The organism is Pseudoduganella sp. OTU4001 (assembly GCF_038440195.1).
GTDB lineage: Bacteria > Pseudomonadota > Gammaproteobacteria > Burkholderiales > Burkholderiaceae_D > Rugamonas.
This window is the reverse complement of the sequence record NZ_JASATG010000001.1, coordinates 365729-392720: the sequence shown is the minus strand read 5'-3', so window position 1 is coordinate 392720 and position 26992 is coordinate 365729. Positions and strand designations below refer to the sequence as shown.

Genomic DNA, 26992 nt, shown 5'->3' with positions numbered 1-26992 from the left:
CGAGCCGATTGTCCGCTTAACGTGTGCTGGTGCGGCGCACGAATCCGAGAAGCAATTCTTCACCTTCCGGCCAGGGGCCGTAGCCGGCGTCGCCGTTGATGTGGCCTGCCGCGCCGACCAGGTGCAGTTCGCTGCCCCAGGCCTGCGCAAACTGGCGCGCACGCTCGGTGCTGACGTAGATGTCGTCGGTGCTGGCCACCACGATCGAGGGGAAAGGCAGGCGCGCCAGCTGCATCGGCTGGAAGCCGGTGGTGCAGGTCGGGTAGCTGGGCGCGTCGACATCGCTTGGCGCGACCAGGAAGGCGCCGGCGATACGCGCTGCGCCTTCGGGCGTTTGCGCATGGGCGGCGGCCCACCAGGTCACCAGGGTGCAGGACAGGCTGTGCGCGGCCAGTACCGGCGGGCGTTCGCAGGCGGCGATGGCCGCATCCAGTTCGCGCACCCATTCTTCGCGGTCGGGTGTTTCCCAATCGCGGTGCGGGGCGCGCTGCCAGCCGTGTTTTTGTTCCCAGTGGGTTTGCCAGTGCTGCGGGCCCGAATTCCACAGGCCGGCCAGGGTAAGGACGGTCATTTCACATTCTTCATCAGGAAGGTGGATTGGCCGCAGCTCTTTTGCGAATAGGCGATGGCTTCCGTCGAGCAGCTGCGGGACTTGCCATCCCTGGCGTAGCAGACGCGCGCTTCACGCAGGAAGCGGCCGCCGGAGCCGCACACCGGCAGCACCGAGTCTTTCGCCAGCCATGGATTGGCCTTGTGGAACTCGGCTTCGAACTGGCCGGGGCTGACGCGCACCGGCTGTTGCGGGCGGGCGAAGGCAGCCGGGATCTTCAGGCCGTCTTTCAGTTTGGCGCTCAGGGACAGGTAGTCCTGCGGCGCGAGGCCGGAGCAGGTGCCGTGCTTGTTCCACTCGTGGTAGAGCAGCTTGGGGGAGGGGTAAAGGCTTTGGTACTGGTCGCGCAGGCGGCCCGGGATGTTCACGCGGCCGCAGCTTTCAGGGTAGCCGCGCTCGAATTGCGGCCACAGGCCATGCAGCACGAAGCCGAGCTGGCGGCCATCGGCGCATTGCACCGGATCGTTGCCGCCGCGGCCGGCGCAGTATTCCGGCGACCAGGACAGCGACATCACGTAATAGTCAAACACCCCAGCGCGGTCATCGCGCGCCTGGGCCGGCGCCGCGCACAGCAGGGCAGCGGCCAGGACAAGCGCCCGCGCCGCCACGCTCGAGCCCGTGTCCACCCTGGGGTCAGGCTCTTTCGTGGACACGAGGTCGGCTGTAATGGCGACCGAAGGGGCGAGGGGCAATGGCGAACGCAAAGCTGAGGTCGTGTCCACCAAAGAGCCTGACCCCAAGGTGGACACGGGCTCGAGCGTGGTGGCGGTCATAGCGCGGTCCTCAGGGCGAACAGCTCGGGGAACAGCACCACGTCCAGCATCTTGCGCAGGTAGGATACGCCGGCGGTGCCACCGGTGCCGGTCTTGAAACCGATTACGCGTTCGACAGTGGTGACGTGGCGGAAGCGCCAGAAGCGGAACGCGGTCTCCATGTCGACCAGCTTTTCCGCCAGCTCGTATAGCGCCCAGTAGCGGCTGGTGTCGCGGTAGACCTCGAGCCAGGCGTTCTTGACCGATTCGTTGGCCACGGTCGGCTGGGTCCAGTCGCCGTCCAGGCGCTCGGCGTCGATCTGCAGGCCGTTGCGGGCCAGCAGGCGGATCGCTTCGTCGTACAGCGAGGGCGCGTGCAGGGCGGCGTCGAGCACCGCGTGCGCTGCGGGCGCCTGCTGGTGCACCGCCAGCATATTGGCGTTCTTGTTACCGAGGATGAATTCGATCTCGCGGTACTGGTGCGACTGGAAGCCGGAGGACGAGGCCAGGTAAGGGCGGATCGCGGTGTATTCCGGCGGCGTCATGGTCGCCAGCACATCCCAGGCATGCACCAGCTGGTCCATGATGCGCGCCACGCGCGCCAGCATCTTGAAGGCCGGCGGCAGGTCGTTGCGGCGGATATGGTCGACCACGGCGTGCAGCTCGTGCAGCATGAGCTTCATCCACAGTTCGCTGGTCTGGTGCTGCACGATGAACAGCATCTCGTTATGGTTGGGCGACAGCGGGTGCTGGGCGTTCAGGATTTTCTCCAGCCCCAGGTAGTCGCCATAGCTCATGGACTTGGAGAAGTCCATCTGCGCGCCATGCCATTCGGCGCCGGTTTTCTTTTGATCGGTCATGATGTTCAGGTTACTGCGCCGCGTGCGGCGCTGATGTCGTAGGCTTTATCGTCCAGGATCTGCTTCAGGATTTCCACCGCATCCCATACGTCGGCAAAGCTGGTGTACAGCGGGGTGAAGCCGAAACGCATGATTTCCGGCTCGCGGTAGTCGCCGATCACGCCGCGCGCGATCAGGGCCTGCATCACGGCGTAGCCATGCGGGTGGGTGAAGCTGGCTTGGGAACCGCGGCGCGCGTGCTCGCGCGGCGTCACCAGGCCCAGGGGATGGTTGGCGCAGCGCTGCTCGACCAGCGCGATGAACAGGTCGGTCAGGGCCAGCGACTTGGCGCGGATCGCGTCCATGCCGGTTTGCGCGAACACGTCCAGGCCGCATTCCACCATCGCCAGCGAGGTCACCGGCTGGGTGCCGCACAGCGCGCGGCCGATGCCCTTGGTCGGCGCGAAGTCGGGCGCCATGGCGAACGGGTTGGCGTGGCCCCACCAGCCGGACAGCGGGTGGGCGAATTTTTCCTGGTTGCGCTGCGGAACCCAGATGAAGGCTGGCGCGCCGGGGCCGCCGTTCAGGTATTTATAGGTGCAGCCGACCGCGTAGTCGGCGCCGTCCGCATGCAGGTCGAGCGGCACGGCGCCGGCGGAGTGGGCCAGGTCCCACACGATCAGCGCGCCATGCTGGTGGGCGAGGGCGCTGGTGGCGGCCATATCGTGCTGGTAGCCGGTGCGGTAGTTCACGTGGGTCAGCATCACCACGGCGGTGTCGGCGGTGATGGCGGCCGGCAGCTGCTCCGGGCTGTCGACCAGGCGCACTTCGTAACCGCGGTCCAGCCAGGAAGCCAGGCCCTGGGCCATATAGATATCGGTCGGGAAGTTCGAGCGTTCGGTGAGGATGACCTTGCGGCCGGGCGCGGCTTTGGCCTGGTCATGGATGGCGGCGGCCAGGGCCTTGAACAGGTTGATGGAGGTGGTATCGGTGACCACCACTTCGCCCGCCTGGGCGCCGAGCAGCGGGGCCAGCTTGTCGCCCAGGCGTTTCGGCATCTCGAACCAGCCGGCGCTGTTCCAGCTGGTGATCAGGTCCTTGCCCCATTCTTTCGCGATCACTTCGGTGGCGCGGGTGAGGGCGGCCTTCGGGCGAGCGCCCAAAGAGTTGCCATCCAGATAAATAACACCGGCGGGCAGGTCGAACTGCTCGCGCAGCGGCGCCAGGGCGTCCGCGGCATCGCGGGCCAGACAGTCGGAGCGGGAAATCATGCGGGGCTTTCCTTGAGGCTTAAAGAAAGTGAGATTGTAGCAACGTTTGAACGCTGAAAACCGGCAAACCGGTACCTGACCCGCCGGGTCAGGTACCAGCCTGCGGCGGTTGCCAGTCGGGTGCCTGACCCTGCTGGTCAGGCACCGGGGTGCCGGTTTTCGCATTAAGTCATTGATTTGCAAGGAATTAAAAAATTTTCAAAAATTTTTTCAAAAAACCCTAAAGTTCCCCAAAGTCCTGCCGTTACCGTTTTTAGAAGCCCGGTAAAAGGCTTGCTGTTCGGCAGTTTGGGTGGTGCGAAAAAAATTTAAAATTTTTTGCGTAAAACCCTAAAGTTCCTCAAAACCCTGCCGTTACCAGTTCAGATGTCGCAAAAAAGCATCTCCGCGATATCGCATTTTTACCCTCGGCTCCTGAGTTTTTGGCGAGCCCGACCGCCCCGCAAACCCGCACCAATACTGGTGTTGCCCCTCTATGGGCAGAGCTCTGTAGGACAAAGTCCTACGGGGTCACTTCGTCTATTCCCGGCTCAAAATACAGATTCCCGCCTCTTTGTGCTTTTTGGCCCCTCCAGCAGAATGTGTCTCAACGGCAACGAACATTTGCGTTGCAAGCTGAAACCGACAGGAGATGGACATGACCGCAAACGACATGATGGCTGAAATCCGCGACGCGAACCTGAGCTACCTGATGCTCGCCCAGCAAATGATCCGCGCCGATAAGGTCACCGCAATCTTCCGCCTGGGTATCTCGGCTGATATCGCCGACCTGATCGAAGGCATGAGCAATGCCCAGATCCTGAAACTGGCAGGCGGCAATATGATGCTGGCCCGCTTCCGCTTCGACGACAGCGCCATCCTGGGCATGCTGACCAACTACAATAAGGACCGTTCGCTGGCCCAGTCGCACGCCGCGATCCTGATGGCCGGCCAGGCAGTCGAAGAAATCGCTTAAGGAGCGCGCCATGACCAAGAAGAGTGTGGTGACCGAGGCCCAGGAAATCCAGCTGGCCATTGAGCTGATCAACCTGGGCGCCCGCCTGCAGCTGCTGGAATCGGAAGTGTCGCTGTCGCGCGAACGCCTGCTCAAGCTGTATAAGGAGCTGCGCGGCGTGTCGCCGCCGAAAGGCATGCTGCCTTTCTCGACCGACTGGTTCCTGACCTGGCAGCCGAATATCCACTCTTCGCTGTTCATGAACATCCATAACTTCCTGGTCGAACACGCTGGCGCCAGCGGCATCCGCGCCGTGATGAAGGCTTACCAGCTGTACCTGGAACAAATGCCGCCGGCGCCGGGCGAAGAGCCGCTGCTCTCGCTGACCCGCGCCTGGACCCTGGTCAAATTCGCTGGCAGCAATATGCTGCAGCTCAAGCCTTGCACCTGCTGCAAGGGCAAATTCGTGGTCGACGCCATGGACCTGAACCGCGACTATAAGTGCGGCCTGTGCCATATGCCTTCGCGTGCCGGCAAGACCCGCAAGGCCAAGGATGCCGCCGAAGCGCTCGCCGCTTAAGATTCCCGCCCTCCAGGCGCTGCTGGTCCAGGCCGGCGCGGTGCTGCCATGCGCCGCGCTGGCTGTTGCCGCTGATGCGGCGGGCGCCGGCCTGACGCTGCTGCAAGCGGCGCTGCTGCAAGGCGGTCTGGCCGCCGCCCTCAGCTGGAAGCTGGGCCTGGCGCGCTGGTGGCTGGCGATCCAGCTGTTGTTCCCGCTGGCGCTGCTGGCCGGCCTGGCGCTGCACATGCCGACCTGGCTGGCCGCCGCCGCCTTCCTCATCCTGCTGGGCTGGTACTGGTCTACCTACCGCACCCAGGTTCCTTACTACCCGTCCAACCGCGCCGTGTGGCAGGCTGTGCTGGCCGAACTGCCGCAGGGCAGGGCGCTGCGCATGATCGATATCGGCAGCGGGCTGGGTGGCTTCACCTTGCATATGGCTGCCGCACGGCCGGAGTCCGAAGCCATTGGTATTGAACTGGCCCCGGTGCCATGGCTGGTGTCGCGCCTGCGGGCCGCGCTGGCCGGCAGCCGCGCGCGCTTTGTGCGGGGCGACTATGACCAGTTGAACTTTGCCGATTACGACCTGGTGTTCGCTTATCTGTCGCCGGCCGCCATGCCGGCCTTGTGGCGCAAGGCCCAGCACGAGATGCGTCCCGGCAGTTTGCTGGCCAGTTACGAATTTGATATTCCAGCCTCAGGCGGCGTCAAGACCATCCTTACCACAGAGGGCGGGCCACCACTCTATATAAGAGTGATTTAGAGGCAGTTTTCCTTGCCGCAGAGGCGTCTTCACGTTATTGTAGTTCCACTGTGGAATATTATTGCTTTTAACTAGCTTTCGGGGAGTTTGCGCGCTTGTTAGTCATCGTCGGTTACATCATTGTCGTCGCGTCCGTCTTTGGCGGTTTCGCGCTGAATGGCGGCCACCTGGCATCCCTGTTCCAGCCCCTCGAACTGCTGATGATCGGCGGGGCGGCGGTTGGCGCTTTCTTCGTCGGTAATAACGGCAAGGCGATCAAGGCGACGCTGGGTTCGATTCCTGGCCTGTTCAAGGGCTCGCGTTATACCAAGGACCTGTACATGGAGCTGATGTCGCTCCTGTTCGATGTGCTGTCCAAGGTGCGCAAGGAAGGCCTGATGTCGATCGAAGGCGATATCGACAAACCGGAAGAAAGCCCGCTGTTCAGCAAGTACCCGGCCGTGCTGGAAGACCACCATATCGTCGAGTTCATGACCGACTACCTGCGCTTGATGGTGTCGGGCAATATGGATGCCTTCCAGATCGAGAACCTGATGGACAACGAGATCGAAACCCACCACCAGGAAGGCCATGTGCCGGCCCATTGCATCGCCAAACTGGGCGATGGCTTGCCGGCCTTCGGTATCGTGGCAGCGGTGATGGGCGTGGTGCACACCATGGAATCGGTGGGTATCCCGCCATCCGAGCTGGGCATCCTGATTGCGAAAGCGCTGGTCGGTACCTTCCTCGGTATTTTGCTGGCATACGGTTTCGTCGGCCCGCTGGCCAGCCTGCTGGAGCAGAAGCTGGAAGAGTCGACCAAGATGTTCCAGTGCGTGAAGGTGACGCTGCTGGCCAGCCTGAACGGCTATGCGCCGGCGCTGGCGGTGGAGTTCGGCCGCAAGGTTCTGTATTCGACCGAGCGCCCAAGCTTCGCCGAGCTGGAAGACCATATCAAGAAATCGAAGTCGAAGTAATGGAAGCGAGGACCTGCCATGGCTGAAGAAGGCCTGCGGCCCATTGTCGTCAAGAAGATCAAAAAGGGCGGGGGCGGCCATCATGGCGGCGCCTGGAAGATCGCTTACGCCGACTTCGTGACGGCCATGATGGCCTTCTTCCTGTTGATGTGGCTGCTTGGTTCGACCACCAAAGGCGACCTGAACGGCATTTCCGAATATTTCAAGACGCCGCTCAAGGTGGCGATGCAGGGCGGCTCGGGCAGCGGCGACAGTTCGTCCGTGATCCAGGGCGGCGGTTCCGACCTGTCGCGCAAGACCGGCCAGGTCAAGATGGCGGACGATCCGCAGCAGCAGAAAACCTTCAACCTGGATGCGGCCAAGAAGGCGCTCGAGGCGGAGGAGCGCAACCGCCTGCAGCAGCTGCGCCAGCGTATCGAAATGACCATCGACACCAGCGCCGAGCTGAAAAAATTCAAGGAACAGCTGTTGCTGGACTTTACCAGCGAAGGCTTGCGCATCCAGATCGTGGACTTGCAGAACCGCCCGATGTTCAGCGCCGGCAAGGCCGACCTGCAGCCCTATGCGCGGGAAATCCTGGAAGCCATCGCGCCGGCCCTGAACGATGTACCGAACAAGATCGGCCTGTCGGGCCATACCGACTCCACCCCGTATTTCACTGAAACGGGGTACAGTAACTGGGAGCTGTCGGCCGACCGCGCCAACGCTTCGCGCCGCGCCCTGGTGCATGGCGGCCTGGCCGATAACAAGATGCTGCGCGTGGTGGGCCTGGCCGGCGCCGCCCACCTGGACCGGCAAGATCCGTTCAACCCGATCAATCGCCGCATCAGCATTATCGTGATGAATAAGAAGACGGAAGAAAACGTGCTGCGCGACGGCGGCAAGCAAGTGCAAGTCGGTGCTGAAGCCGAAGCGCCGCCCGCTGCGGCCGCCCCGGCCCCGGCAGGGAAGAAATAATAGAGACAGTTATGACAAGAAAGAAAATCCTTGGCTCCCACGTGAAACGGCTGCTGTCCGGCGTCTCGGACCACGGCCGCCGCCACCTGACGGAAGTCGAGACCGACCTGCTGCAGACCAATCTGCTGCTGGAAGAAGCGATCGACAAGCTGACCCGCAACTTCATGGCCATCCATGAGGCGGTCAGCGCGCAGCAAGCCACCATCGAGCTGCTGCTGCAGGGCGGCGAGCCATCCGATGAGGACAAGGCAAGACTGAAAGAGATGAACGAGCAGGTGAGCGGCTATGTGAATGCCGCCATCACCAGCATGCAGTTCCAGGACATGACCAGCCAGCTGATCGACCGCACGCTGAAGCGCGTGACCGGCTTGCGCGAATTCCTGGGGACGCTGGGTGCCCACGGCGCCGAAGTGGTGCCGGAATCCGGTAGCGACGAAATTGTCGACCTGCTCAGCAAGGTCAGCATGGCGCTGGCGATCCAGAGCCTGGAGCTGCGTAGCGTACTGCGCAAGGCGGTCAGCCAGAAGCACCTGGAAAGCGGCGACATCGAACTGTTCTGAATACGATAAAAATTTTACTTAGTGAGATAAAAAGATGGCTAAAACAATTCTTGCAGTCGACGACTCCAGCTCGCTGCGCCAGATGGTGGCATTCAGCCTGAAGGCCGCGGGTTACCAGGTGGTGGAAGCGGTCGACGGACAGGACGGTCTGGAAAAGGCCAAGCTGCAAACCGTGGACCTGGTGCTGACCGACCAGAACATGCCGCGCATGGACGGCCTGCAGCTGATCAAGCTGCTGCGCGAACAGCCGGCCTATGCCAAGGTCCCGATCCTGATGCTGACCACGGAATCGTCCGATGAGATGAAAGCCAAGGGCCGCGCTGCCGGCGCCAACGGCTGGCTGGTCAAGCCTTTCGACCCGCAACGTCTGATTGAGGTAGTGAAGAAGGTCATTGGCTAATTAAGGGGTATGGCATGACCATCGATATTAGCCAGTTCTACCAGGTCTTCTTCGACGAAGCGGAAGAACTGCTGGCTGAAATGGAGCGTCTGCTGCTGGGCGTCGATGTAGAGTCGCCCAGTGAGGAAGACTTGAACGCGATTTTCCGCACCGCGCACTCGGTGAAGGGCGGCGCGTCCACGTTCGGCGTGACCGACATGAGCGAGATCACGCACGTGCTGGAAACGCTGCTGGACCGTATTCGCAAGGGCGAAATGGCGCTGACGTCCACGCACGTGGACGCCTTCCTGGCGGCCAAGGACATCCTGAAGATGCAGCTGGACGGCCATCGCCTGGGCAGCGCCGTCGACCTGGAAGCCGTGGGCGATGTGCGCATGATGCTGCAGGAGCTGGCGCAGGACGTGCATATTGAAGCGATGGCGCCGGTGGCGTCAGGCTTCAGCACGCCGGAAGTGCAGGCGGTCGACCACAGCGGCGGCAAGCGCTATCGCCTGGAGCTGCCGCCGATGGTGCACCGGGAAGTGGAAGCGCTGGCGGCCGAACTGGGCCTGATGGGCCATGTGGAACTGATGCCGCTGGACGCCGAGCGCCACGCCATGATCGTCACCACCCACGAATCGCTGGACGATATCGTGGCGATCTGCTCTTTCGTGATCGACGCCGACCAGATGCAGGTGAGCGAACTGCCGGCCCTGAGCCCGACCCAGGCCGCGCGCGAGAATGCCGAGCGCCAGCGCAAGGAAACGGAGATGGGCTACGGCTTCTTCGACCCGTTGCCTGCAGGTGGTGGCGCCGCAGCCGCGCCGTCCGCTGCGCCCGCACCGGCGGGCGACGGCGAAGGCTATGGCTTCTTCCAGCCGCTGGACGAGATCCGCGCCAATGCAGCCGGCGCCAGCGACGATGCGCGCGGCTACGGTTTCTTCGAGCCGCTGGACGTGATCCGCGCCAAGGCCGGCATCAAGGATGCCCCGCCGGAAGCGCCCAAACCGTCCGAAGAACAGGAAAAGAAAGCCGCCCGCAAGGAAGCCGAGAAGCAGGCCCACGCGCCAGCCGGCGCCGAGTCGTCGTCGATCCGCGTGTCGGTGGAAAAGGTCGACCAGCTGATCAACCTGGTGGGCGAGCTGGTGATCACGCAAGCGATGATCGAGCAGCGCGCCAGCAATATCGATCCGGTACTGCATGAAAAGCTGTTGAGCGGTATTTCCCAGCTCACCCGCAACACGCGCGACCTGCAGGAATCGGTGATGTCGATCCGCATGATGCCGATGGACTTCGTGTTCTCGCGCTTCCCGCGCATGGTGCGCGACCTGGCCGCCAAGCTTGGCAAGAAAGTCGAATTCGTCACCAGCGGCGCCGCCACGGAGCTGGACAAGGGCCTGATCGAACGCATCGTCGACCCGCTGACCCACCTGGTGCGCAACTCGATCGACCATGGCATCGAAATGCCGGAGGCGCGCCGTGCCGCAGGCAAGGGCGAAACCGGGCGCCTGTTCCTGTCCGCCTCGCACCAGGGCGGCAGCATCATCATCGAAGTCTCCGATGATGGCGGCGGCTTGAACCGGGATAAGATTTTGGCGAAAGCCCGCCAGAGCGGCCTGCCGGTGACCGACAATATGAGCGATGCCGATGTCTGGCAGCTGATTTTCGCGCCGGGCTTTTCGACGGCGGACCAGGTGACCGACGTCTCCGGCCGCGGCGTCGGCATGGATGTGGTCAAGCGCAACATCACCGCCATGGGCGGCACGGTCGATATCCGTTCCGCCAAGGGCTTCGGCACCACCATGTCGATTTCGCTGCCGCTGACGCTGGCCATCCTGGACGGCATGCTGATCCAGACCGGCGAGGAAGTGTATATCCTGCCGCTGGGCTTCGTGCTGGAGTCGCTGCAGCCGGCGCCGGAAGATGTGAAGGAAATCAGCGGTAAGGGCCGGGTGATCAAGGTGCGCGGCGAATACCTGCCGCTGGTGCCGCTGTACCAGATTTTCGATATCGAACCGCGCTTCACCGACCCGTGCCAGGGCATCCTGGTGATTGTGGAAACCGAAGGCAAGAAAGCCTGCCTGTTCGTGGACGAACTGGTTGGCCAGCAGCAGGTGGTGGTCAAGAACCTGGAATCGAATTACCGCAAGGTGACCGGCATTTCCGGCGCCACGATCCTGGGCGACGGCGGCGTATCGCTGATCCTGGACGTGACCGCACTGGTGCGCTCCTCGCGCCAGCTGGTAGATGAATCAAACTTAGTGAAGGAAGAACCATGAGCGAAGCAGAAAACGCAGGTGCAGCTTCCCAGGAATACCTGGCGTTCAAGCTGGGTGCCGAAGAATACGGCATCGACATCCTGAAGGTGCAGGAAATCCGCGGCTACGAAGCGGTGACCCGCATCGCCAACGCGCCGGAGTTCATCAAAGGCGTGATCAATCTGCGCGGCATCATCATCCCGGTGGTGGATATGCGCATCAAGTTCAAGCTGGGCGAGCCGGTGTACGACCAGTTCACCGTGGTGATCATCCTGAACATCAACGGCCGCGTGGTCGGCATGGTGGTGGATGCGGTGTCGGACGTGACTTCGCTGACGCCGGACCAGATCAAGCCGGCGCCGGACATGGGCACCGCCTTCAGTTCCGAATACATGATCGGCCTGGGCACCATCGATGAGCGTATGCTGATCCTGGTGGACATCGGCCGCTTGATGTCCAGCCCTGAAATGGGCCTGAGCGAGAAGCTCGCGGCTTGATCCGCAACCGGGGCGCCCCGCGCCCCGTATAAAAACTAGATACACAGGATACGAGAGAGAGACAATAAAATGAACGTGCGAGAATTCAAGATAGGCACCCGGCTTGGTTTCGGGTTTGGCGCGATCCTGCTGATCCTGGTCGCCACTGTCCTGCTGACCAATGTCCTTAACTACCGCAACAAGTCGGCCCTGATGACCGGCCTGGAACTGGCCGACGCCAAGGAATTCCAGGCGCAGTCCATGAAGAGCGCCATGCTGGAAACCGGCATCGCGATGCGTAATATCGGCCTGCAGTCGGACGTCAGCCTGATGCAGAAGGAAGAAGAGAAGGTCAAGGCCAACCGCGCCCGCTATGACGCGGCGCGCACCAAGCTGCAGGGCCTGGGCCTGAACGATGTCGAGAAAAAGACGCTGAGCGATATCGCCAGCCTGCAAAACGACGTCGACGCCGCCTTCAAGGAAGCCATGGGCCAGATCATGGCCTTCAACGCCGAAGGCGCCGCCAAGGTGATCGCCGGCCGCATCGACCCGCTGAACCAGCAGGCCCTGGCCGCGCTGAACAAGCTGGTGGACCTGCAGCAGGCGGCCACCACCCAGTTCAAGGAAGCTTCCAACAAGGGCGACCGCAGCCTGACCATGTGGATGGTGGTGCTGGCAGCGGTGGCAGTCGCCGTCGGCGTGGTATGCGCCCTGGTGATCACCCGTTCCATCACCGGCCCGCTGTCCGGCGCGGTAGGCGTGGCCCAGCGCGTGGCCGCCGGCCAGCTCGATTCCAACGTTTCGGTGGAAGGCAAGGACGAAACCTCCGAGCTGCTGCAAGCGCTGAAAGACATGAATGACAGCCTGGTCAAGACTGTCGGCCAGGTGCGTATCGCAACCGATACCATCACCACCGCCTCGCAGGAAATCGCGACCGGTAACGCCGACCTGTCGGCCCGCACCGAATCGCAGGCTTCCTCGCTGGAGGAAACCGCGTCGTCGATGGAAAACCTGACTTCCACCGTGAAGCAGAACGCCGACAACGCACGCCAGGCCAACCAGCTGGCGGTATCCGCTTCCTCGGTGGCGGAGAAAGGCGGCCAGGTGGTGTCGCAGGTGGTCGACACCATGGGCTCGATCAAGGAATCGTCCAGCAAGATCGTGGATATCATCGGTGTGATCGACGGCATCGCCTTCCAGACCAATATCCTGGCGCTGAACGCCGCGGTGGAAGCGGCGCGCGCCGGCGAACAGGGCCGCGGCTTCGCGGTGGTGGCATCGGAAGTGCGCAACCTGGCGCAGCGCTCCGCCGCAGCAGCCAAGGAAATCAAGCACCTGATCGACGACTCGGTGACCAAGGTCGATACCGGCGGCCGCCTGGTGGACGAAGCCGGCCAGACCATGGGCCTGATCGTGACCTCGATCAAGCAGGTGGCCGACATCATGGGCGAAATCACCGCCGCCACCCTGGAGCAGAGCCACGGCATTGAAGAAGTGAATGCCGCCATCGGCCAGATGGATGAAATGACGCAGCAGAACGCCGCCCTGGTGGAAGAAGCCGCCGCCGCCGCCGAATCGATGCAGGACCAGGCCAACAACCTGGCCGAAGCCGTATCGATCTTCAAGCTGGCGGGCGACGAATTCGCCAAGCGCGCAGCACCGGCGCCGCGCAAGGCCAAGCCGGCCGCGCCGGCACGCCGCACGGCCGTGGTGCCTGCCGCAGCAAGTGAACCCAAGCCGCCGAAGAAGCTGGCTGCAGCGGCGCCATCCGGCGACGACTGGGAAGAGTTTTAATGTAGTCCACCGCGGAGGCCAAACAATATGGCGCTGACCAGAGAGACCGTGAAAGAGTTTGATTTCAACGGCAAGGATTTTGAACGGGTCCGCGCGATGATTTACAAGCGGGCCGGCATTGCGCTGGCCGACAGTAAGCAGGAAATGGTGTACAGCCGCCTGGCGCGACGCTTGCGCGCCACCGGCATCACGACCTTCGTACGCTACCTGGATGACCTGGAAGGCGGGCGCCTGGGCAACGGCGAGTGGGAAGCGTTCACCAATGCGCTGACCACCAACCTGACGTCGTTCTTCCGCGAATCGCACCACTTCCCGCTGCTGGCCGAGCATATCAAGGCCAAACGCGGGGAGCCGATCAATATCTGGTGTTCCGCCAGCTCCACTGGCGAGGAGCCGTATTCGATCGCGATCACTTGCTGCGAAGCGTTCAACACGCTGACGCCGCCGGTGCACATCCTGGCTACCGACATCGACACCAATGTGCTGGCCACGGCCGCCAACGGCGTCTATCCGATGGAGAGGATTGAAAAGCTGACGCCCGAGCAGCAGCGCCGCTTCTTCATGAAGGGGCGCGGCGCCAACGAAGGCATGGCGCGCGTGCGCCAGGAGCTGCGCCAGCTGATCACCTACCGGCAAATCAACCTGCTGGACGAGAAATGGGACATCCGCCCCGGCTTTGACATCATCTTCTGCCGCAACGTGATGATCTATTTCGACAAGGAGACGCAGCGCAAGATCCTGAAGCGCTTCGTGCCCCTGATGAAACCGGACGCCTTGCTGTTCGCCGGGCATTCCGAAAACTTCCTTTACGTGTCGGACGCTTTGAAGTTGCGTGGCAAGACCGTTTATGAGCTGGACGAGCGCAAGCTCGCGCCGGGCCACGCAGCAGCACAACGATAGTGAGCATGACATGGACAAAGAACATTTCGCCACCAACGTCTATTACGACAGGACGTTCGACTGCGACGCGGCCAAGATCCTGCCGGGCGAGTACTACTACACCCACAAGGAAATGCTGATTGTCACCGTGCTGGGTTCCTGCGTCTCGGCCTGTATCCGCGACCGCGTGACGGGGGTGGGCGGTATGAACCACTTCATGCTGCCGGACGGCGGCGCGGATACCGGCAGCCCGGTGTCGGCCTCCGCCCGCTACGGCACCTACGCCATGGAGGTGCTGATCAACGATCTGCTGAAAGCCGGCGCGCGGCGCGAAAACCTGGAAGCCAAGGTGTTCGGCGGCGGCGCGGTGCTGAAGGGCTTCACCGCCATCAACGTGGGCGAGCGTAACGCCGCCTTCGTACAGACCTTCCTGAAGAACGAGAAGATCCGCATCGTGGCCGAGGACCTCAACGACATTTATCCGAGGAAGGTGTATTTCTTCCCGCGCACCGGCAAGGTGCTCGTGAAAAAACTGATGCAAACCCATAACGACACCCTGGCGCAACGTGAAAACGAATACGCCAACCGCCTCAAGTCGAAACCGGTGGCGGGCGAGGTCGAGCTGTTCTAAGAAACTAGGTATTAAAAATGAACAAGATCAAAGTCCTGATTTGCGACGATTCGGCGCTGATCCGCAGCGTAATGACCGAAATCATCAAAAGCCAGCCCGATATGGAAGTGGTGGGCGTGGCGCCCGACCCGCTGGTGGCGCGCGAACTGATCAAGCAAACCAATCCCGACGTGCTGACGCTGGACGTCGAGATGCCCAAAATGGATGGCCTCGACTTCCTCGAGCGCCTGATGCGCCTGCGCCCGATGCCGGTGGTGATGGTGTCCTCGCTGACCGAGCGCGGCTCCGAAATCACGCTGCGCGCGCTGGAGCTGGGCGCGGTCGATTTCGTGACCAAGCCCAAGATTTCGATCCAGACCGGTATGCGCGAGTACACCGACCTGATCGCCGACAAGATCCGTGCGGCGTCGAAAGCCAAGGTGCGGGCGCGCACCTTGCCAGCCGCCGGCGCGGCCGGGGAGGGCAGTGTCGCCCTGCCGCAATTACGGAATCCGCTGATGTCTTCGGAAAAACTGATTATCGTGGGCGCCTCGACCGGTGGCACGGAAGCCATCCGCGAATTCCTGATGCAGATGCCGTCGGACTGCCCGGGCATCCTGATCACCCAGCATATGCCGGAGGGCTTCACCAAGTCCTTCGCCAAGCGCCTTGACTCGCTGTGCAAGATCGCCGTGATCGAATCGCAGGGCAATGAGCGCGTACTGCCGGGCCACGCTTACATCGCCCCAGGCCATTCGCACCTGACGCTGACCCGTTCCGGCGCCAACTATATGACCAAACTGGACCAGGGCGAACCGGTCAACCGCCACCGCCCGTCGGTCGATGTGCTGTTCCGTTCCGCCGCGCAAAACGCCGGTAAAAACGCGGTTGGCGTTATCCTGACCGGCATGGGTAAAGATGGTGCTGCCGGTATGCTGGAGATGAAGAACGCCGGGGCGTATAATTTCGCGCAGGACGAAGCCAGCTGCGTGGTCTTCGGCATGCCGCGCGAGGCGATTGCCGTCGGCGCTACGCACGAAGTCGGGGCATTGCAGGCGCTGCCGGGCATGGTTCTGGGTTATCTGGCCCAGCATGGCTCGCGCGCATTGCGCGTTTGATACGGTTTTGGGGTAGTTTGTTCGCTTTGGAGCAACGAAAATGCTATCCTACAACTTGCTGGGTACACCACTTTAATTAATAACCGCGTAAGTAGAAACAACGGAGCAATTCATGGCTGATCCAAAGATGAAATTTTTGGTTGTTGACGATTTCTCGACGATGCGTCGCATCGTGCGAAATCTCTTGAAGGAACTGGGTTATGCCAACGTGGACGAAGCAGAAGACGGCGTCATGGCGCTGGCCAAACTGCGCGCGGAGCAATTCGACTTCGTGGTGTCCGACTGGAATATGCCGAATATGGATGGCCTGACCATGCTGCAGAACATCCGCGCCGACCCCGCGCTGGCCAAGCTGCCGGTATTGATGGTGACCGCCGAGGCGAAAAAGGAAAACATCATCGCGGCTGCGCAAGCAGGCGCCAACGGCTACGTGGTGAAGCCGTTCACTGCCGCCACCCTGGATGAGAAGCTGAACAAGATCTTCGAGAAACTCGGCGCTTGATTCTGGCGATTTATCCTGCCGGGCCGGCCGCTGAGGCGGACGGCCCGCGCTACGCATAAGACCACGTATGCATCAAACACATTTCCTGGTTCGTGAACCCTTGCTCGATCCCGAGCAGAGCGTGGTCGGCTACGAACTGACATGGCAGCAGGACACTGCAAGCCACGTACCAACGCAAGCTGAACTGGAAGACCTGGTCGGTTTTGTGGCGGGCCAAGTCAACCATCCTGACCATGGCTGGATGCTCAAGGCAAAGACCCTGTTCTTGCAGTCGGTGCCGGGCATGCTGTCCACCGATTCCCTGTTCGACATGCCGCCGGAGCACACGGTGCTGTCGATCAAAACTTCCGAACTGGCCAACCCGACCACGCTGGCTGCCGTGCAGGCGCTGCGGGCAGGCGGGGTAGGCATCCTGCTGCGCGACGCCGACCTGGCGCGTGTGGGCAGCCGATTGGGCACCATCTGTTCCTATGTTGAAGTGCGCTTTACCGGCGCCGATGTAGCGGCGCAGGCGCGCGCCTATTCGCTGCTGAAGACGTCGAATATCCGCATGGTGGGCCGTCCGGTCACCACCTGGGCCGATTTCGATGCCTGCGCGGCGCTGGGGCTGGATGCCTTTGTCGGCAAGCTGCACCTGACGCCGCGTCCCGGCTCCGAGGGGCAGGGATTGAATCCTTCCCAGACCATCATTTTGCAGCTGATGCAGATGGTGAATGCGAATGCCGATGTGGTGCAGATTGAGAATGTGCTGAAGCGCGATGCGGCGCTGTCGTACAAGCTGCTGCGTTACATCAATTCCGCCGGCTTCGGCGTGGGGCGCGAAGTGCAGTCGCTCAAGCAGGCGATCCAGTTGCTGGGGTACCAGCCGATGTATCGCTGGCTGACGCTGCTGCTGGCCACCGCCTCGACCTCCGGCTTCTCGCCGGTGCTGCTGGAAACCGCCGTGGTGCGCGGCCGCCTGGCCGAACTGCTGGGTACCAAGGCGCTGGGCAAGGCTGATGCGGAGAACATCTTCGTGGCCGGCATGTTTTCGCTGCTGGACCGCCTGCTGGGCATTCCGATGAAGGAAGTGCTGGAGACTATCCAGCTGAATGAGGAAGTGGTGAAGGCGTTGCTGACGCGCGGCGGCAAGTACGGCCCGTACCTCGCGCTGGCCGAAGCCTGCGAATTGAATTCGAACCTGGTCAGCAGCCTGGCCGGCACCTTGTCGCTGACGCCGGAAGACGTCAACAAAGCACATCTCTCCGCGCTGGCCTGGACCCAGAGCGTCACCACCTAACAGCCGAGCCCGTGTCCCACCTTGGGGTCACACCCCAAGTGAGACACGGGCTCGTCCATTTTCCGCACGAGTCCGTGTCCCACTTGGGGTGTGACCCCAGGGTGGGACACGGGCTGAGCCGTATTAGATTTCGAGGTTGTCGATCAGGCGGGTGGTGCCCAGCTTGGCGGCTGCCAGTACCACCAGTTTTTCACCTTGCGCGAGGTCGCCGGCATTCGGCGGTTGCAGGTCGTTGCGCTTGCGGATCGAGATGTAATCCGGCTTCCAGCCGCGCGCGGCTAGTTCATCCATCGCCTTGTGCTCGAGCTGGAACACATCCAGATGGCCGGAGCGTACTTCATCAGCAACCTGGTTCAAGGCGCGGTACAGCGCCGGCGCCTCCGCGCGTTCGTCGGCCGACAGGTACATATTGCGCGAGGACAGCGCCAGGCCGTCATCCGCACGGTAAGTCTCCGCCGCGATAATTTCGGTCGGCATCCCCAGCTGGCGCGCCATATTCCGCACGATCATCAGCTGCTGGTAATCCTTCTTGCCAAACACCGCCACCTTCGGCTGCACGCACGAGAACAGCTTGGTCACCACGGTGCACACGCCGCCAAAGAAGCCCGGACGGAACTCGCCCTCCAGCGTATTGCCCAGGCCATCCGGCGGCTGCACGCGGTACTCTTGCGGTTCCGGATACATATCCTTCTCGGTCGGCGCGAACAGCACGTACACGCCTTCCTTCTCCAGCTTCTCCACGTCGGCCTGGAAGGTGCGCGGATATTTGTCGAAGTCCTCGTTCGGGCCAAACTGCAGGCGGTTCACGAAGATGGACGCCACTACCGGGTCGCCATGCTTGCGCGCCAGGCGCATTAGCGACAGGTGGCCTTCGTGCAGGTTGCCCATGGTTGGCACGAATGCGGTGCGCAACTGGCCGCTGAGCTGGTCGCGCAGTTCTTCGATATTGGAGATGATTTTCATAGTTTTTTGGGGTGTTAAGCGGGCGAATACGCGAGACGCACGTAGATCGGTGCGAACGGTTCCGCCTGGGTAATTTCAATCAGGGTTTCCTTGGCCAGCTCCAGCATCGCGACAAAGTTCACCACCACCACCGGCGGTGGGGATTCCGGGTTGAACAACTCGGTGAACTCAATGAAGCGGCTCGATTGCAGCTTGCGCAGGATGGTGGTCATATGCTCGCGCACCGACAGCTCTTCGCGCGTGATCTTGTGGTGCTGCTTGAGCGTGGCGCGCTTCATCAGCGTGCGCCAGGCCTCCTGCAAGTCCACCACTTCGACTTCCGGCCAGTTTGGCACCAGGCTTTGCTCGATGAAGATCTGCGTCCGCACGAAATCGCGGCCGACCTGGGGCACAGTGTTCAGCTCGTAAGCTGCCAGCTTGATCTGTTCATACTCCAGCAGGCGCCGCACCAGTTCGGCACGCGGGTCTTCCGCTTCGACTTCGAGGTCGTGCTGGCGCTGCGGCAGCAGCATGCGCGACTTGATTTCGATCAGCATGGCCGCCATCAGCAGGTATTCTGCCGCCAGCTCCAGGTTGGTCTTGCGGATTTCTTCGACGTAGCTCAGGTATTGCAGCGTCACCTGGGCCATCGGGATGTCGAGGATGTTGAAGTTCTGCTTGCGGATCAGGTACAGCAGCAGGTCAAGCGGGCCCTCGAATGCTTCGAGGAAAACTTCCAGCGCGTCGGGCGGGATGTAGAGGTCGTTCGGCAGCTTCAGCACCGGCTCGCCGTACAGGCGTGCAAAAGCGGCGCCGTCGTCTGGCGTGGCGCCCGCTTCGGGTGGCGCGTCGTCCGCGCCGCTGTTTGTTCCGCCTGCATCAGGCGGCAAATCCGCGGCGACTGACAGATCAGCCTGTTCGGCCTGTTCGTCCACCGCGTCTTTTGGCGACATGCTGTGTGCCGTCCCGGCTTTTATACCTTGTTCTGGTACACGTAAGCCTGTTGCTTGACGGTCGAAGCCTTGTTACGGGCCTGGTCGTCCAGCGAAGTCACTGGCTTATCCCACAGGAGGGAGCGGCCGGTTTGCTGGCCCGCTTCGATTTCTGGGTTCTTCGCCTTCAGTTCCTTGATGAACAAGGTGTGGTCGGACTCGTACTTGTGATTCTGCTTAAGGAATTTCATATCGTGAAAGTAACTGGGTTCAGCAACGGACATTTTAACGCCTTTTCTCGTCAGAAACGATGGCGAATGCCTGCAATATAGGTATTTCCCTTGCTTGCGTTGCTAATCTTGTCATACATCACGACGGCGTAGACGTCGGTGCGCGGTGACAGGTTGTAGTCGTAGCCGGCCGAACCGGTATCGCGGTGGAATTCCGGCACGTTTTTGGCGTCTTCGGTCATGCGCGACCAGGCCACCATCCAGCGTCCCGCGCCGCCTTGCGAGGGCACGGTGAAACCGGCTTGCACCGAGTGGCCATCGCGCAGGCTGACCTTGGTTTCGTGGTCGGTGTAGGAAGCGAACAGCTTGACCGACTTCAAATCATAGGAAACAGCGGCCATATACGTGCGCTGGGACGGTGCGGCGGCGCTAATGCCAGGGCCGAAGCGCGCGTTCTGTGCGCCGAGCGTGACGGCCAGCTCCTTGCCGACGTACTTCGCCACCGCCGCCCAGTTATTGTTGTGGGCGCCCGGCTGCTCGCCCAGCGAATAGTGGGCGATAAAAGTGGTGTCGTTGATCGGGTTGGAGGCGTACTGGATCGAATTGCTCCAGCCGGTATCGCCCAGTGTGCCGTTGCCGCCCGCTGCCGTGAAGACCTGGTTGATCAGCGGCGAGAAGCGGGTGGAGGGGCCGAACGGGTTGATCTGGCCGGCTGCGATGAACAGCGGGTTGCCGATACGGCCCAGGCGCACCATGCCGAATTCGCCGGCCAGGCCGACGTTGGCGTTACGGGCGAACATGGCTTCGCCAGGGAAGCGGCCGGCATCGCCGGTATCGCCGCGGAAGAAGCCTTCGAGCTGGAATTGCGCCTTCAACCCGCCGCCCAGCGCTTCCGTTCCGGAAAAGCCGTAGTAGGAGGTAATCATGCCGCCGCTGTTCAGGGCGGTGACGGCGACTGGCGCGCTAGCCGTCGCATTGCGGCCGGCAAAGGCGTCGAGCACGCCGTAAATGGAAACCTGGGTTTGCGCCGAGGCGGCGAAGGGGAGGGTAAGGACGAGCGCAGGGAGCAGCTTTTTCATGAGTACCTTCTCAATATTGTTGTTTAGGCTTCGTGCTGGAAGTCATTGTCACCGGGGCCTAACCCTGCGACAAGGAAATCTTCCTGTTCCGTGGGTAGTTGACCACGCAAGCGCCGCGTTACAATGCTTGAAATCTAATTAAATTGACAAGGGGATCCTGCGGAATGAACAGGCGTACGCTGATGATCGGGCTGGGGATCTGGCTGTTGCATGCACTCTTGCTAGCATACGCTTTCCCGGTCACCGAGCTGTTCACCCCTGCCGCGCTCAACAACATTGACTCTCCCTTCCACCAGTACCAGGCGATCGTGGCGCGCGAATTGTGGGCCAGCCATGCCCTGGTGGGCTACGATCCCTGGTTTGCGGCCGGCCATATTGGTGGCGTCAATTTCAACCTGAGCGCCAAAATCCCGGCCTTGCTGGCGGTAATGACCGGTGAAATTGCGACGGCCTACAAGCAGTATGTTTTCCTGGCGGCGCTGCTGGCGCCAGGTTTCCTCCTGCTGGCCTTGTGGCAGCTGCGGGCCGAATCGGTGACCGTGGCCGCAGCCATGGTGCTGGGCATCCTGTTGTGGTGGATTTCGTCCATGCACTGGTACCACACGGCAGGGATGGTGTCCTTCGTATTGGCCTGTTATGCGGTATTGCCTTATATCGTCCTGGCCTGGCGCAGCGCGACCGAAGCGCCGCAGCTGTCGCGTTTGTTGGCATTGGGCGCATTTGGCGGGCTGGGCATGCTTTTGCATCCACTGTTTCCACTGCCCGTGCTGTTTGCCGTGCCGGCGCTGGTGCTGCTCGACTGGCGCGAAGTGCGGGTGAAATCCTTGCTGGCCGTGGCGCTGCTGGTGCCGCCGGTTTGCGTCCTGCTCAATATTTTCTGGCTCCTGCCATCCCTGAAATACACGGGCGGGTCGGGTGGCAGTCATCCGACGTTCCAGAACCTGGTCGACATCAATATGCTGTGGCTGGAGGCGCTTGGCCAAATTGCGGAGCCGGCGCGCGGGGCACGGCTGAATCCACTCTTGTTGCTGCTGGCGCCCTGGGCGCTGCTGCCGTCCACTCCGCCGAGGCTGCGCCGTTTTGCTTTGGGCATGGTGGTGGCTGGGGTGGCGCTGGCTGTCTTTGCCGCACTCGGCGGCGCTATTCCCTTGCTGGGTAACTTGCAGCCGAACCGCCAGTCGGCGGCAGCTTACTTGTTCCTGGTCATTCCGGCAGCGATTGGCGTTGGCAATATTGTGCGGGGGCTGCGCGGGGCAGGCGCTATGCGTCTGGGTTCGCTCGGCATGAGCGTGCTGCTGTTGGCGGGGGGGATGTTCCTTGCCAAAGAGCTTGCGAACGAAGTATCGCGCGCTCCCACGCCTCACCATGGCCGCAGCGCTCCGGAGGTGCGCGGAGCGGGCGAAACGACGGTCTGGCTGGCGGACTGGCTCAAGCGCAACACGACGCCCGAGGCGCGCGTGCTGTTCGAAACCTCGCTCGGGCGCATCCACGATGGCAGCCATATCGCCGGTCCGTTGGCTTATGAAACGCAGCGTGAATTCATCGGCGGCCCGTACGTGCTGATGCATCATGCAGGTTTCTGGGATGGCACCCTGTTTGGGCAACCGATCGCCAATTTCCCTGCGGATGAGTTCACCAAGCGCATGGCGCTGTACAACATCGGCTGGGTTGTTGCCCATTCGGCAAGCAGCAAGGCCTATCTGGCCCGGCACCCGGGGCTGGCGCAGGTGGCGGCTCAGGGCCCCGTGACGGTCTTTGAAGTGCGCCAGCCGCACAGCTACTTCGCTGCCGGCCAGGGTCGCGTCGCAGGGCGCGGCTTCAACCGGATCGAGCTCGATGGGGTGGCGGGGGAGGCGGTTACCTTGAAATACCATTATGTGGATGGCCTGTCCGTGGAGCCAGCCGCCCGGATCGAGCCGGTATTGCTGGACGGTGATCCGCAGCCTTTTATCCGGATTGTGCAGCCGCCGCAAAAACTGACGTTGCGGTTTGGCGTTCCCCAGCGCACAGACCCGTAACGGTGCGCGCGGCACAGTGGCGGCTCATTTCCAGTAAAGGAGGCCGCCATGGCTCAGAGCAAACAGCAAGGCAACCAGAACCGCCAGTCGGTGCAAAACGTCGAGTCCGACCAGACCGGCAATAAGAACACCGCCAAGCGCAATACCAAGAACGAACAATCCCGCACCAAGGCGGGTAAAGACGAGGGCGCTGGCGGCGGCGCCAAGCAGAAGGCCAAGCGCGGCTGACCGGGTCGCCAGCGAAAATTGCCCGCTTGGCGTATGCTTGCGGGCAACATGAAAACCCGTACCGCCATCCTCCTGACGATACCGCCCATGCTGTGGGCGGGTAATGCCATCGTTGGGCGGATGGTCGCGCCGGACGTTCCGCCGGTCATGCTGAACTTCCTGCGCTGGGCGATTGCGCTGGTTTTGCTGCTTCCATTGGCCGGGCCGGTCTTTCGCGGCGACAGCGGATTGTGGTTGAATTGGAAACGTTTTGCGGTGCTGGGCCTGCTCGGCATCGGGCTCTATAACGCTCTGCAATACCTCGCCCTGCAGAGTTCGACACCCATCAATGTGACCCTGGTGGCGTCCGGCATGCCGGTCTGGATGATGCTGACCGGCTGGCTTTTCTTTGGCGCCGGCGTCTCGCGGCGACAGGTCGCCGGTGCCGTGCTTTCAATTGCCGGTGTGCTGCTGGTATTGGCGCGCGGCGAATTGGCGCATTTAATGGAAATGCGCCTGGTGGCGGGCGATCTTTTTATGATCCTGGCGACCATTGCCTGGTCGTTATATAGCTGGCTATTAACGCGCACGACCGGCCCGGCGGATATCCGTTCGAATTGGGCCAGCTTCTTGCTGGCGCAGGTGGCATTTGGCGCCGTGTGGTCCGGCGTATTTGCCGCTGGCGAAGCGGCATTATCGCCGGCGACGATTAACTGGAGCTGGAAGCTGGGTGCGGCGCTGGCTTATGTCGCCATCGGTCCGGCGATTATTGCATTCCGCTGCTGGGGCGCCGGTGTGCAGCAGGCCGGTCCGGCGGTCGCGGCATTTTTTGTAAATCTCACGCCTTTATTTACTGCCTTGCTTTCTTCGCTGATTCTGGGCGAAGCTCCGCATTTTTATCACGCCATCGCATTTATGCTGATTGTCGGGGGGATTATTATTTCCTCCGGCCGTGCGACAGCTCGGCGCTGATTCTGATAATTTCAAGTTTTATCCGCCGGAGGTTGCCATGCGTATCCTCGCCCTTGCCGCGCTGGCTGCGGCCATCCTGCTCACCGCCTGCGAGAAGCCGCCACCCAAGCCGCCGAAGCCGATCGCGACGAGCCAATCCCTGGCCTGATCGCGCCAATAGTTGGCGCAACTGAAGTAGAATGGCTGAGTGTAAACACTCCTGCCGTTTCCGCGCCGTGAAAGCCCTTGCAATCAGCGTCATATTTGTCGCCCTTGTCGTCTATGTATTTTGCAAATGAGAATTGCGGGCCCGCTTGTTTATTCCGCTGCTGATAGTGGCAGCCATCATGGCGATGCTGGAACCAGGACGGCGCCAGCATGAGGAGTTATACCGTGAAGGTGTTCCGGTAAAGGCTCGGGTTGACCATATTCACTGTTATTCCCAGACCATGGAAATAAGCTATTCCTTTGAGGCTCGCGGCAAGCGATATGCCGGGGAATACCGTGATTGGGATTGTGGGGAAATTGCGGTCGGTGAATTCTTCGATATGGTTTATTTGGCCAGGGCGCCGGAAATCCATACCTATAATCCAGGCAAGCCTTCCGGTTTTCTGCCCCATTTTGGGCTGGCGGTATTTTTCTATGTCTTTATTTACGCAATGAATGCAGCGGTGACGCAGGATCGCGTTCGGAATCCTTAATCCAGGTCAAGCGGATATTAAGCGGAGCACCGATAGAATGAGAATCATTCTCGTTTAATTGGTGTCCCAATGGCCTCTTCCCGTACCCGCATTGCACTTGCTGTAACCGCAATTTTCTCTACCAGTATCGCCGTCGCCAATGACCCGCAAATCCTGCCTCAGGTAAATGTGCTTGGCTCAACTGAGCAGGGTTACTCGCAGGCCGGAATCTCGACAGCGACCAAGACCGATACACGGCTGCTCGACACTCCTCAAGCCATTACCGTCATCACCCGCGACTTGATCAGCGACCAGGCGATGGCCAGCATGGCAGACGCCATCCGTTATATTCCTGGCATTGTTGTTTCGCAGGGCGAGGGCAACCGGGATGCGGCCATTTTCCGTGGCAACAGCTCGACCGGTGACTTCTATATGGACGGTATCCGTGACGACGTCATGTATTACCGCGACTTCTACAATATCGAACGGGTGGAGGCGCTGAAAGGTTCCAGCGCGATGATTTTTGGCCGGGGCGGGGCCGGCGGGGTGATCAACCGTGTCAGCAAACAAGCACGCTACCAGCCTGTGCGCGAGGCGGTACTGAGTTTCGGCGCGCATAGCCACAAGCGCGTGGCCATCGATCTTGGCGATGCGGTCAACGCGGAATTTGCCGTACGGGTCAACGCGATGGCTGAGAATTCGGATAGTTTCCGAAATGGCATGCACCTGGAGCGCAAGGGCATCAATCCGACCGCAACCTGGCGCGCAGGCCGCAATACGGTGCTTAGCGTTGCTTACGAGCATTTCCAGGACGAACGGGTGGGAGACCGTGGCTTGCCGTCGCTGAATGGCCGGCCATATGGAACGGATATCTCGACCTTCTTTGGGAATGCCAGCCTGAGTCCAAACGCGGTGCGGTTGAACGCGTTCAGCGCGCTGCTTGAGCACGATTTCGGCAGTGGCCTGACGCTGCGCAATCGCGCACGCGTGGCCAATTACGATAAGTATTACCAAAACGTGTTTGCTGGCGGTGCGGTGTCGGCGGCCACCGGCCGTCTCGCGGTTGGCGCCTATCGCGATGAAACCAGGCGCGACAACCGCTTCAACCAGACTGACCTGCTGTATTCGCTCGCCATGGGCCCGGTTCGACACAAGCTGGCTTTCGGCGCCGAATTCGGCCGGCAGGAGACAGACGGGGTGCGGCGCAATGGCGTGTTCCCGGGTGGAGCCCCGACCATGCCGGCGAGCGCGCCGCTGTATACGGGCGGCGTCAGCTTCGCAACGATCAGCAGCGACAGCGCCAGCATCGCCCATGTGGCATCCGGCTACCTTCAGGACCAGCTGGAGCTTTCGCCGCAATGGCAGGCGGTGCTGGGTGTGCGCTATGACCGTTTCAACGTTGAACACCGCAACCGCCTCACCGCGGCGGAGCTTGAGGTCACCGATACGCCGGTGTCGCCGCGCGCAGGGCTGATCTATAAGCCAGTGCCGACAGTGTCGATCTACGCCAGCTATAGCCGCGCTTTCGCGCCGCGCAGCGGCGACCAGCTGACGTCGCTAAGCGTCACCAACAAGACCTTTGACCCGGAGCGCTTCAGCAATTACGAAGCGGGCATCAAATGGGACGTGGCGCCGGGCCTTGCGGCGACAGCGGCAGTCTATAAGCTTGATCGCAGCAATGTGATCGTACCGGGGGCGGTGGCTGGCACCAGCATCCTGGTGGACGGACAGACCAGCAAAGGCGTGGAGCTCGGCTTGTCTGGACAGGTAACACGCGCCTGGAGTGTGGCAGGCGGCTATGCCTACCAGGACGCCGAGCTGACCGCCGACCAGTCAGCCACGGTCAAAGCCGGAGCCCGCGTGGCCCAGGTGCCGCGCCATACCTTCTCGCTGTGGAACCGGGTTGACGTGAACGCGCGATTGGGCGCCGCGCTGGGCGTGGTGTACCGCGACTGCATCTTCACTTCCACCGCCAACACGGTGTTGCTGCCATCGTACACCCGCATCGACGGCGCGCTCTACTACAGTATCGGCAACGACTACCGCCTGCAGCTGAACGTGGAGAATTTATTCGACAAGAAATACTACGCATCCGCCCATGGCGACAACAACATCATGCCCGGCGCCCCGCGCAGCTTCAAACTGACGTTGAACGCGCAGTTCTGAAAGCCTGGTCCGCTATTCCTGCCCGCGTTTGCGGGCAAGAGCAGCGCGCGCAGCGAGACGGGCTTTCGTCCGTTCCGACGGGTACTTTTTGTTCGTATCGATAATTGACCAGATTGAGACGCCAAGGCCCTCACTTGGCTAGCCGATGTAAAACCACGAGACTTACAAAAGTCGAAATGGCAGCAAGGAAAAGACTGCTTATCAGAACGGCCCACGAGTCCAAGTGCGATGACATCGACAGCTGCAAATGGCTCGATCAGACCATGATTCGTCGTCACCCACGCAAGCAAC

At 61.6% G+C, this 26992-nt stretch carries 28 protein-coding genes; 20 read left to right on the top strand and 8 right to left on the bottom strand.

The annotated features are described in order from the left end of the window. Positions 1–16: 16 nt before the first annotated feature. The 4 genes from AAHE99_RS01810 to kynU form a co-directional block, all read right to left on the bottom strand. A complete protein-coding gene (locus AAHE99_RS01810) occupies positions 17–571 on the bottom strand; it encodes an RBBP9/YdeN family alpha/beta hydrolase (protein ID WP_342113780.1) in 555 nt (184 codons plus the stop codon). Continuing rightward, positions 568–1236, bottom strand: a complete 669-nt coding sequence (locus AAHE99_RS01805; RefSeq protein ID WP_342113778.1) for a ribonuclease T2 family protein — start codon at positions 1234–1236, stop codon at positions 568–570. The genes AAHE99_RS01810 and AAHE99_RS01805 overlap by 4 nt, the downstream gene beginning before the upstream one ends. 143 nt (positions 1237–1379) lie before the next feature. Further along, positions 1380–2222, bottom strand: a complete 843-nt coding sequence (gene kynA / locus AAHE99_RS01800; RefSeq protein ID WP_342113776.1) for a tryptophan 2,3-dioxygenase — start codon at positions 2220–2222, stop codon at positions 1380–1382. Between the two features lie 5 nt (positions 2223–2227). Then, positions 2228–3472: a kynureninase gene (kynU, locus tag AAHE99_RS01795; RefSeq protein WP_342113774.1), complete on the bottom strand. Its 1245-nt coding sequence runs from the start codon at positions 3470–3472 to the stop codon at positions 2228–2230. A gap of 637 nt (positions 3473–4109) precedes the next feature. On the opposite strand from kynU, the gene flhD reads away from it, so the two are divergent. The 15 genes from flhD to AAHE99_RS01720 all read left to right on the top strand — a co-directional run bounded on the left by flhD (position 4110) and on the right by AAHE99_RS01720 (position 17496). Then, complete coding sequence (gene flhD / locus AAHE99_RS01790; RefSeq protein ID WP_055936061.1) at positions 4110–4427, top strand: flagellar transcriptional regulator FlhD; 318 nt, start codon at positions 4110–4112, stop codon at positions 4425–4427. Positions 4428–4437: 10 nt separating this feature from the next. After that, entirely contained in the window at positions 4438–4986 is a 549-nt protein-coding gene (gene flhC / locus AAHE99_RS01785; protein ID WP_342113771.1) for a flagellar transcriptional regulator FlhC, read from the top strand. Beyond that, a complete protein-coding gene (locus AAHE99_RS01780) occupies positions 4961–5728 on the top strand; it encodes a class I SAM-dependent methyltransferase (RefSeq protein WP_342113768.1) in 768 nt (255 codons plus the stop codon). The genes flhC and AAHE99_RS01780 overlap by 26 nt, the downstream gene beginning before the upstream one ends. Positions 5729–5823: 95 nt before the next feature. Then, positions 5824–6684: a flagellar motor stator protein MotA gene (motA, locus tag AAHE99_RS01775; RefSeq protein WP_342113766.1), complete on the top strand. Its 861-nt coding sequence runs from the start codon at positions 5824–5826 to the stop codon at positions 6682–6684. Positions 6685–6702: 18 nt separating this feature from the next. Continuing rightward, positions 6703–7641 (top strand): flagellar motor protein MotB, encoded by a 939-nt coding sequence (gene motB, locus AAHE99_RS01770; protein WP_342113764.1) that lies wholly within the window; start codon positions 6703–6705, stop codon positions 7639–7641. 11 nt (positions 7642–7652) lie between these two features. Beyond that, the gene (locus AAHE99_RS01765; RefSeq protein ID WP_342113762.1) at positions 7653–8201 is read left to right on the top strand and encodes a chemotaxis protein; all 549 of its coding nucleotides are present in this window, start codon (positions 7653–7655) and stop codon (positions 8199–8201) included. A gap of 34 nt (positions 8202–8235) precedes the next feature. Continuing rightward, the gene (locus tag AAHE99_RS01760) at positions 8236–8601 is read left to right on the top strand and encodes a response regulator (protein WP_028104148.1); all 366 of its coding nucleotides are present in this window, start codon (positions 8236–8238) and stop codon (positions 8599–8601) included. 14 nt (positions 8602–8615) lie between these two features. Then, positions 8616–10859, top strand: a complete 2244-nt coding sequence (gene cheA / locus AAHE99_RS01755; RefSeq protein WP_342113758.1) for a chemotaxis protein CheA — start codon at positions 8616–8618, stop codon at positions 10857–10859. Beyond that, complete coding sequence (locus AAHE99_RS01750; RefSeq protein ID WP_342113757.1) at positions 10856–11335, top strand: chemotaxis protein CheW; 480 nt, start codon at positions 10856–10858, stop codon at positions 11333–11335. Before cheA ends, AAHE99_RS01750 begins: the two co-directional genes overlap by 4 nt. A gap of 69 nt (positions 11336–11404) precedes the next feature. Next, a complete protein-coding gene (locus AAHE99_RS01745; RefSeq protein WP_342113755.1) occupies positions 11405–13108 on the top strand; it encodes a methyl-accepting chemotaxis protein in 1704 nt (567 codons plus the stop codon). A 27-nt stretch (positions 13109–13135) separates the two neighbouring features. Next, positions 13136–14008, top strand: a complete 873-nt coding sequence (locus AAHE99_RS01740) for a CheR family methyltransferase (protein ID WP_342113753.1) — start codon at positions 13136–13138, stop codon at positions 14006–14008. 10 nt (positions 14009–14018) lie between these two features. Beyond that, complete coding sequence (gene cheD / locus AAHE99_RS01735) at positions 14019–14618, top strand: chemoreceptor glutamine deamidase CheD (protein WP_342113751.1); 600 nt, start codon at positions 14019–14021, stop codon at positions 14616–14618. A 17-nt stretch (positions 14619–14635) separates the two neighbouring features. Beyond that, positions 14636–15715 carry a protein-glutamate methylesterase/protein-glutamine glutaminase gene (locus AAHE99_RS01730; protein ID WP_342113749.1) on the top strand — a complete coding sequence of 360 codons (1080 nt, stop codon included), beginning with the start codon at positions 14636–14638 and terminating at the stop codon, positions 15713–15715. A 112-nt stretch (positions 15716–15827) separates the two neighbouring features. Continuing rightward, positions 15828–16217, top strand: coding sequence for a chemotaxis response regulator CheY (cheY, locus tag AAHE99_RS01725; protein WP_028104141.1), 390 nt, complete (start codon positions 15828–15830; stop codon positions 16215–16217). Positions 16218–16284: 67 nt separating this feature from the next. Beyond that, positions 16285–17496: an EAL and HDOD domain-containing protein gene (locus tag AAHE99_RS01720; protein ID WP_342113740.1), complete on the top strand. Its 1212-nt coding sequence runs from the start codon at positions 16285–16287 to the stop codon at positions 17494–17496. Between the two features lie 123 nt (positions 17497–17619). Here the strand turns inward: AAHE99_RS01720 and panC are convergent, their stop codons facing one another. From panC to AAHE99_RS01700, 4 genes are read right to left on the bottom strand one after another with little or no spacing between them, the layout of a single operon-like run. Beyond that, complete coding sequence (gene panC / locus AAHE99_RS01715; RefSeq protein ID WP_342113738.1) at positions 17620–18459, bottom strand: pantoate--beta-alanine ligase; 840 nt, start codon at positions 18457–18459, stop codon at positions 17620–17622. Positions 18460–18473: 14 nt separating this feature from the next. Further along, positions 18474–19391 carry a segregation and condensation protein A gene (locus tag AAHE99_RS01710; RefSeq protein WP_342113736.1) on the bottom strand — a complete coding sequence of 306 codons (918 nt, stop codon included), beginning with the start codon at positions 19389–19391 and terminating at the stop codon, positions 18474–18476. Between the two features lie 20 nt (positions 19392–19411). After that, a complete protein-coding gene (locus AAHE99_RS01705; RefSeq protein ID WP_342113734.1) occupies positions 19412–19621 on the bottom strand; it encodes a DUF3460 family protein in 210 nt (69 codons plus the stop codon). A gap of 50 nt (positions 19622–19671) precedes the next feature. Further along, entirely contained in the window at positions 19672–20679 is a 1008-nt protein-coding gene (locus tag AAHE99_RS01700) for a porin (RefSeq protein WP_342113732.1), read from the bottom strand. A 164-nt stretch (positions 20680–20843) separates the two neighbouring features. Between AAHE99_RS01700 and AAHE99_RS01695 the strand changes: the two genes are divergently transcribed. The 5 genes from AAHE99_RS01695 to AAHE99_RS01675 all read left to right on the top strand — a co-directional run bounded on the left by AAHE99_RS01695 (position 20844) and on the right by AAHE99_RS01675 (position 26701). Continuing rightward, positions 20844–22697: a hypothetical protein gene (locus AAHE99_RS01695; RefSeq protein ID WP_342113731.1), complete on the top strand. Its 1854-nt coding sequence runs from the start codon at positions 20844–20846 to the stop codon at positions 22695–22697. A 48-nt stretch (positions 22698–22745) separates the two neighbouring features. After that, complete coding sequence (locus AAHE99_RS01690) at positions 22746–22925, top strand: hypothetical protein (RefSeq protein WP_342113729.1); 180 nt, start codon at positions 22746–22748, stop codon at positions 22923–22925. A 48-nt stretch (positions 22926–22973) separates the two neighbouring features. After that, entirely contained in the window at positions 22974–23876 is a 903-nt protein-coding gene (locus tag AAHE99_RS01685) for a DMT family transporter (protein WP_342113727.1), read from the top strand. A gap of 326 nt (positions 23877–24202) precedes the next feature. Further along, positions 24203–24556, top strand: coding sequence for a hypothetical protein (locus AAHE99_RS01680; protein WP_342113725.1), 354 nt, complete (start codon positions 24203–24205; stop codon positions 24554–24556). A gap of 168 nt (positions 24557–24724) precedes the next feature. Next, positions 24725–26701, top strand: coding sequence for a TonB-dependent receptor (locus AAHE99_RS01675; protein ID WP_342113723.1), 1977 nt, complete (start codon positions 24725–24727; stop codon positions 26699–26701). The last annotated feature ends 291 nt before the right edge of the window (positions 26702–26992 follow it).